8 protein-coding genes are annotated in these 8,517 nt (G+C 29.7%); all 8 read right to left on the reverse strand.

The window, feature by feature from the left end; genetic code table 11:
* Positions 1-1,065: 1,065 nt before the first annotated feature.
* Entirely contained in the window at positions 1,066-1,659 is a 594-nt protein-coding gene (locus RH98_RS14120; RefSeq protein WP_010256398.1) for a Crp/Fnr family transcriptional regulator, read from the reverse strand.
* A gap of 65 nt (positions 1,660-1,724) precedes the next feature.
* Positions 1,725-2,507, reverse strand: a complete 783-nt coding sequence (locus tag RH98_RS14125) for an ABC-2 transporter permease (protein WP_010256401.1) — start codon at positions 2,505-2,507, stop codon at positions 1,725-1,727.
* A gap of 2 nt (positions 2,508-2,509) precedes the next feature.
* Positions 2,510-3,211 (reverse strand): ABC transporter ATP-binding protein, encoded by a 702-nt coding sequence (locus tag RH98_RS14130; protein ID WP_010256404.1) that lies wholly within the window; start codon positions 3,209-3,211, stop codon positions 2,510-2,512.
* Positions 3,195-4,439 (reverse strand): nitrous oxide reductase family maturation protein NosD, encoded by a 1,245-nt coding sequence (gene nosD, locus RH98_RS14135; RefSeq protein WP_010256407.1) that lies wholly within the window; start codon positions 4,437-4,439, stop codon positions 3,195-3,197. The genes RH98_RS14130 and nosD overlap by 17 nt, the downstream gene beginning before the upstream one ends.
* Positions 4,440-4,473: 34 nt before the next feature.
* Entirely contained in the window at positions 4,474-4,905 is a 432-nt protein-coding gene (locus RH98_RS14140) for a nitrous oxide reductase accessory protein NosL (RefSeq protein ID WP_010256409.1), read from the reverse strand.
* A gap of 7 nt (positions 4,906-4,912) precedes the next feature.
* Positions 4,913-5,518: a hypothetical protein gene (locus RH98_RS14145; protein WP_010256413.1), complete on the reverse strand. Its 606-nt coding sequence runs from the start codon at positions 5,516-5,518 to the stop codon at positions 4,913-4,915.
* A 144-nt stretch (positions 5,519-5,662) separates the two neighbouring features.
* Positions 5,663-7,576 (reverse strand): Sec-dependent nitrous-oxide reductase, encoded by a 1,914-nt coding sequence (nosZ, locus tag RH98_RS14150; protein WP_050996164.1) that lies wholly within the window; start codon positions 7,574-7,576, stop codon positions 5,663-5,665.
* A gap of 90 nt (positions 7,577-7,666) precedes the next feature.
* Entirely contained in the window at positions 7,667-8,191 is a 525-nt protein-coding gene (locus RH98_RS14155) for a c-type cytochrome (protein ID WP_010256420.1), read from the reverse strand.
* Positions 8,192-8,517 lie beyond the last annotated feature (326 nt).

Genomic DNA, 8,517 nt, shown 5'->3' on the forward strand with positions numbered 1-8,517 from the left:
TCTAACAATAAGTTAATATTCTTAAATAAAGAGTCCAATATGTAATTATAAATCAAATTTTTTTATCAAATACTTAAAGTTTATCAATATGATTTATGTAAAAACTACTTTATAAAAATTAAATATTAACATCACAATTCTTATATTCGCAAAAAGCCATTTTTATCATTTGTTTAATTACTTTTTAAGGGAATACATTAGTTTGAACAAATATGAATTATTACTTTTGTTTTGTTGATTTATCATATAAACAGATATATAATAATCATTAACACGATAAGATTGATATTAATTTTAGTGAGTCTAAAATCTATCGTTTTTTTAAATCCGAACTATATAGAATTTTTTTTCTATTTAAGTTATATGTTGTTTCCTATAGAAAGCCCCTAGAATTCTAGGGGCTTTTTTTTTATATGAAATGAAGATAATTAAGTTCCTTACTTATATAATACTCAAAAGAAAAGGTCCACACACTTACTAATAAAGGTATACTAAAGTAATCTATTGTATTATCTGGGTGATGACACCAAAATGATTCTATCATAAATATATAATGACTCCATCAAAACCTGCTGTTTTAATAGAGTCATTATGGACTCACAATGGACTCATTATGGATACATCGTGTCTCATACTTGTCTCGTCCTACTATAACTGTACAGGTATATATAATAATGCTCTTATTTTCAATATGGTCTAATTTTTACAAAGTAGATTATAAATGAAATAATTCAATAATAACAAAATCAAAAAAACTCAGCTTACTTATTACTAAATTTAGTAATAATACCTTTATTATTATACAAAATCCTATAATCACTATAATATTGTTAATAATTATAACCTTATGAGCTTGAGAATACTTTTGCCCTATTAAATCATATTATACTACTAAGATACACTTGTATTTTATTATCATTTACAAATAAATTTACTATAATCTGCAAATATAGAAAGTCAGTTTTATAAATTTAACAATACTATTTTGTCTTATTTCTTTTACTACAAAGATTTTCTTAATTCTATTTCACACATAACTTTTGAGATATTTCCTCATAAATCATATTAAATATAAACTTTAGAATTTTCAATGCGGATCACTCCCTGCTTTTCTAAGGATTTTAAAGTACGAATAACTGTTTCTACTCTAAGCCCGGTAAAATCCGCTAGTTGTTGTCGTGTATAATTGATAGGATGGCTGTATGGCATTGCACCTGTGTGATGTTTCTTATCAAACTCTAAAAAAGCAATAATTCTGCGCTCAGCGTCATTACAAGAAATTTCTGGTGCCATAACTGCTTTATAATATAGTTTTTCAGCCAATTTTTTCACTACACTTTCAGCGGAACAACTATCTACTGTTATTAATTGAATAAATTCCTCTTTGCATAACTCAAGTACTTTAGTAGTAGTAATTGCTTTAGCAGTATATGGATATGGTTTATCTAAAAAAAGGAGCGCTTCACCAAAGCACTCATCATCAGTAAAAATCTGTTGAATAAATTCCTTTCCATTACTAAAGTCATTACAAATCTTAACTTGACCTCTAATAATTTGATAATAATTCTGAGCATAATTAGTTTCATAAAAGATAGTTTCATTTTTTAGAAAAACCTTTTCTTTTGCACCATATTCCAGTAAAAGTTTTTTATGAATCATAATCTATAACTTTTAAAAAAACGGGACATACAAATACATCCCGTTTCTGAACTAATAATTAACTCTTAGAAATTTTTTTTGCGAGCAGTGCGATTAATTAAATAAACTGGACCAATAGTCCACAATAACAATATAACAAATGAAATAAGCACGCCTACTGTACCTCCGAAAAACTTCTTAAAAACGGCTCCTGTATATCCTAATAAGGCAGATATATCTAACTCTAATAAAATTAGTATTCTAGATAGGTCGATAGGGTTAAATAAAGTTCCTATTAGGGTAATATTTTCTAACGGATAATCCCCAAAAGTCATTAAGATTGTCAAAAATATTCCGTCGTATATAACAGCTAAAAATAACCATAGTAAAATAGAGAAGCCAAAACCTTTTATCTTATTTTCATTGCGTAACCCTATATTATAGGATAAAGCACTAAAAATAAAAGTAAGAAATGCTCCTATTATAATTAGCAATCCAAATTCCCAAATTACACCAGATCCAAAAAGTCCATAACATATAAAGGGAATTCCTAATCCGATTATTAGGCTCATTGATAAAGATAGAGATACACCAAAATATTGACCTAGAAAGATTGACGATCTTTTAATAGGAAGTGCCAGTAGCAGCTCTGTAAATTCCTTAGAATCGTAATAATACATGATACCGAAAATAGTACTGATCAATGGAACTAATACAATAATGATATTCATCAAGGTAATAATTGCTTTACCAATATCATTATTTAAAAATAATAATACGAAGCCTAAGAGTAAATAAAATAGTAAATAAATATAACTCCATCTACTTCTAATCAGATCGTAAAAACTATATTTTAAAATTTTAAGCATAATTAATTATCAGTTAAAATAGAAGCGATAGCATGTTCAAAGTTATCTTGTTTTGTATGCTCCTTAAGTTTAATAATAGTACCTTTGAAATAAATTTTTCCTTCAAGAATAAAAATAATTTCGTCTGAAATTTCTTCTACAAAGTCCATAATATGTGAAGTTACCAATATGGTTTTCCCCTTTTCTTTTGCTTCTATAATTAGTTGTTTCAAGATTATTAAAGCAGCAGGATCTAGACCTGTAGTAGGCTCATCTAATATTAAAATCGGATTGTCAAACATAAACGTCAGCAATAGATTTACTTTCTGTTTAGTTCCCCCCGATAGGTTATTCAATTTTTTGTTTAAAAAGGAAGAAAGCTTAAATAAGTCTACAAACCTTTTTTCTTCCTTATCATTAATATTGCGTAGATCCTTAATCATCTCAATTAGTTCAGCCACTGTAATATTATTGGGAAAATTAGCTATTTGGGGTAAATAATCAATTTGTTTACGATATTCCCATTGTCTTGAAATATTTTGATTATCAATTAAAATATCTCCCTTATCTGGAAATACCATTCCTAAAATACATTTATTAAGCGTTGTTTTTCCTGAACCATTTGGTCCTAAAATAGCGAGCACACCTTTTCCTATTTCAAGATCCACTCCTTTTAACACTTGATTTTCTCCAAACTTTTTATGCAGATTATTTATTTTTATCATGGTCTATTCTTTTTATTGCTGGGCTATTATCTATCAAGCGATCAGGTGTGAATATTGGTGAAACTTTTTCAGAAAAATCAATTATATCTACAAACAGACTACGCAATAGAATAATGGATTCTGGAGTTTTACTTACAACATATGAAAACAACTTAATCGGGCGATAAGGAACATCACCTATCCCATCTTTATCTAAATCATAGCCAGTGTATTCACTCCAGTAATTATGATCAAAATTATTATGGTTTAATTGTCCATTATAGACTAAATCAAATGAATTGTTTAAAAAGTTATTATAGTTTATATGATTGTGATAATTTGCTCCTCTTGAATTAATTGCCCATCCATTACTAATAAAATCATTATGAAAATAATTAACTCTATTAGATCCTTCTATATTAATAGCAGTAGTATTGTTTTTAAATATATTCTTAATTAACTCTGTATCATTTACTTCCTTTAGCAAGACACCATATGCAGCTGATCCCCAATTATCAATGAATTGATTACCTTGCATTTTCATTTCTTTAGAAAACATAATAGCTACTCCTGCCCCATTATTAATATATTGACAATCATTTACTATGTCGTTATTAGAAAACATAAAGTGTAAACCGTACCTAACATTATTCTTACTTATATTGTTTTCAATAATACAGAAATTAGAGAATTCAAGGTAGATTCCATCTCTTACTTTTTCTACGTAATTATCTCTAATTTCTATATTATTGCAATACCATAACTGAATACCGTTACCAGAGTTAAATTCATTTATTGCTTTCCCATATATACGATTTGATAGTACTTTTCCTTTTTTTGACTTTTCTAAATAAATACCAAAGAAAAGGTTCTTAATGACATTGTTCTTAATTGTAAAATTAGCACTCTCTCTCACCCTAATTGCAGCGTAATCTTTGATATAGCTTGTTCCAACATTTATAATATTGAATCCGTCAATAGTTACATCATCAGATTTTATAATAAAAATTTCACCTTTATTTTCACCATCTACTATTGCATTCTTACTTGTGAGAATAAGAGGTTTATCAATTTCAATGTCAACTTCTCTATATACACCTTCTTCAATAATTATCTCATCATAGGCATCTGCCTTGTTAATAGCTAATTGTATTGAATTTATAGGACAACTCGGGCAAACTTTAATAATCTTTGCCTGAGCTACTAAATTTATAAGGGTAAATATGAATACTAATAAATACTTATTCATTTCATTGTCTTAAAAAAGGATTAATACTATTGTACTATTTTTTGCGCATTATATCTTTTATCTCAGTCCAAGTATAAATATCACCTGTAAACTCTTCTGTCACTTTAATTGCACTCCCTTTATCGCTTACAGCAGAAAGAAATGCTCCCATTGGGCTAGGAATATTTTTTGATATAATATAAGTCGCTTTATCAGCATTTATCAATGTTCCTGGCTGTTCAAGATTAGATACTAAGGTATAAGCATAGTCATTATCTTGATTTTCTACCATAAAATGTAGCATGCACTCAATAGCATCAAACTTTAGATTTTTTCCTTTGCTTGTAACTAACTGTGAAGCATGTCCTTTATCAACAATACCCATTCTGCAAAAATCGCATGCATCACTTCCATATTGAATTTCTTGAATTTTAGGACTACAAGACACAAGTAACACACACACTATAACAAATGATAATACTCTCATATTTACTTTATTTTTTCTTTTTAATACCAACTAAAAAGGCAACAAACGTCAACAACATTCCCAATGCCATTAAATATGCTCCAATATGAGGATATGAATAGGCATCAAAATTTAAAATCTTTCTATGTCCAAACAATGGTGGTTCATATGTTAAGGGGTTACCATTTGCATCTACCATTTTCATAATAGCATGAGGATCGAGATCACTACCATAATCCAATAACCATAAATGAAAATCATACATTCCCATTAATCCAAGAACTGCCATCACAATCAACCAACTCAAAAACATTTGTGGTTTTACTTTATTAAAAAATCCACCTATTCCAAGCAATATTCCAATTACTGACATTGCACCTACTACAATCGGAAAGATGGTAAATTCCCACATATCTTGAGCTTTTGGTATTGTTTTCATTCCGATATAGTGGTTTAGTCCATCTATATTTTGCAAATCAAACTCTTGTACTCCTTGAATACCATTTATATAAATATTCATCCCCAATGGAACAGGGTATTGCGGTGCCCCTAATTTTATATTCCACAATGGGAAAAAGAATAAGGCTAAAAGCAATCCAGATCCCAATATCATTAATATTGAAGACTTTTTCATGATGTGTTTGTTTTTAAAAAGGGCAAAGTCAAAGTTAAGACCTTGCCCTTTTGTATTAAGATTAGGCTATTCAGCTTTTAAATTTGGCTTTATTCCCTAATCAAATCTTAAGTGTATAAATTGTTAAAAAAAGTGAGTTTATTTTTATTCATCATCAAGAGACCATGACAACTTAATATCCGAATCAGCTGGTGATACTCTTATGTAACCTTGCATCTCTTGATGAAGTGCAGAACAGAAGTCAGTACAATAAAATGGCCATACACCTACTTGTTTTGGTTCCCAAACAAAGGTTTCTGTTTTACCTGGCGTAATTAATAATTCTGTAGTATTTGCACCAAGCATACTAATTCCATGAGGTACGTCAAAATCTTGTTCTAAATTTGTCACGTGGAAATATACTTTATCTCCTACTTTCACACCCTCGATATTATCAGGAGTAAAATGGCTACGTATAGCTGTCATATAAATATGAACATTCTTACCATCACGTTCTACTCTTGCTTCTGCTGGTGACTTAGTTACGTAAGGGTGTTTATTCTCACTTAACTTATAAATTTCACGTGATTTATGCATCAACTTATCAGCTTTAATCGCTGCAGCATAGTGAGGTTCTCCAATAGTAGGAAAGTCAAGAATTAATTCCATTTTATCCCCAGATATATCATATAGTTGGGCAGAGTGATTCAAGTCTGGTCCCACTGGTAAATATCTATCTTTTGTAATTTTATTCATTGCTACGAAATACTTACCATCAGGTTTTTTAGAGTTACCTCCAGGTATCATTCCGTGTCCAACAGAGTAATAAGTAGGTTTACGATCTATAATTTCCCAAGTACCTACTTTCCATTTTACAACTTCTGATGAAATAAAGAATGTTGTATAGGCATATCCCTTATCATCGAACTCTGTGTGTAATGGTCCTAAACCTGGTTGTTCTACAACTCCAGCTAATACTGAATCAAAGTTTAAAATTGGAATTCCATACGCTTCTCCATCAAACTTTTTATTCTCAATAGCGTCTAACATTTTGGTAAATGAATGCACAGTAAGATTTGCTGATAATTTTCCATTTCCTACAATATATTCACCGGTAGGATCCACATCACAGCCATGTGGTGATTTAGGAGTAGGTAATAAATAAACTAGTCCTGGTAACTCACTAGCATCTAATACTAATACCTCATCTTTCATCGTATGAGTTGCTGTGTGTGTATTATTATCCATTTTATTATGAGCATACTTAGCTGGCATCTTTTTACCTTTACCTGCTTTTATATACTCCTCAGCTTTTTTCCAGTTAACAGCTGCAATAAAATCTTTGTCATTTTGAGAAGCATTAACTTCTAATAAACTGTGAGCTTCTTCTGTATTATAAGTAGTAAAAAAGAACCATCCATGGGATTTTCCACGACCTGGATGAGATAAATCATAGTTAAATCCAGGCATTAAGATCTGGAATGATAAATCCATATCTCCTGTTTTTTGATCTACACCAATAAATGAAAGTGTTCCTTTAAAATTTCCTTTATACTCTTTAATTGACATATCCCTTTGCGGAATAGGAACAGAGAAACGAGTACCAGCTACAACATATTCTGTGTTTTCAGTAACAAATGAAGAACTGTGATTACCAGCACTATTTGGAATCTCAATAATTTCTGCAGTACTAAAGTCTTCTAAATCAATTCTTGCTATCCTAGGTGTATTATTTCCATTTATAAAAATCCATCTACCGTCTAGTTCACCATTAGTTTGTGAAATATCAGGGTGGTGAGAGTCATCCCAAGGAATAAAACCATGTGAAGTCATAAGCATTGGTTTAGTTTCTTCACTATATCCATATGCTTTTTCGGGATCTTGAGAAAATACAGGTATTACTTTAAATAATCTCCCTGATGGAAGACCATAGACAGATAATTGTCCACTAAATCCACCAGAGAAAAAGCCATAATATTCGTCGTATTCTCCAGGAGCTACATATACTTTTTCTGCTGCATTTGTAGCTATTGCTCCACCTTTTTTACCATTATTTGAATTATTACATCCAAATAACATAAAAGTAGCGATTGAGCCAGTTAATAATAATTTCAAATTCCTCTTGATCATGATGAAATATTTTAAATAATGATTAGTTACTACATCAAATTATAATGTGCGGAAATACTCTAAAACAGCTCTAGCTTCCGCTTCTGTAAGGTTTTGATTAGCCATCGGTGCACCGTTAAACTCTTTTAATAATTCACCTGCTAATGGATCTTTGGCAAGCATCCCTTCTGGATCTAGAATCATATTCATCACCCACTCCGGTGTTCTTCTTTCTAAAATTCCTTTAGGTGCTGGTCCAATGAATCTCTTCGTTGGTTTATGACAAGCTGTACACATATTTTTATATATTTCTTGTCCTTTTTCAGCTAAAGCTTTATCTATTGGCTCTTGTAAGGTTATTGTTTTGATTGGTCCTACCCCTTTGTTTACTAAATCTATTCGCTCAGAAGGTGCTTTCGTAGTTGAATCTTCTTTTTTATTAGTGTTGCTTTCTTTCTTTTCTATTGTTTTTTCATTTGTTACAATTGGATTATCTGCTTTCTTCTTTTTATCGTTAGAATTACAACTAAAGAATACTAAACTTGATAATGCTAAGATGGTTAATGTGTAGAATTTTGTCTTCATTTTTATTCTATTATTAGTTTACTTTATGCGAAATTACAACCTCTTTTAACATAATGTTTATGACCTAAATCATAAGTAGAACAAAATTAAAGACATTTTTATCCTTTATTTTCAAACAACTGTAATTCAAAGTGTTAGTTATTATATATTTTCACAAAAACAGATAATAGTATTTTATAGTATAATTTAATAAAGGTACAATTCGAGAAATACTTTAACTGTTTATTGTTAATATTAAACACTATATATAAATAATTAAACAGATACTATCTGTTTAATAAAACATTCATTATTTTTTATTTATTTTATAAAAAATAATGAACAAT

Source organism: Myroides injenensis M09-0166 (genome assembly GCF_000246945.1).
In the GTDB taxonomy this organism is placed as follows: Bacteria; Bacteroidota; Bacteroidia; order Flavobacteriales; family Flavobacteriaceae; genus Flavobacterium; species Flavobacterium injenense.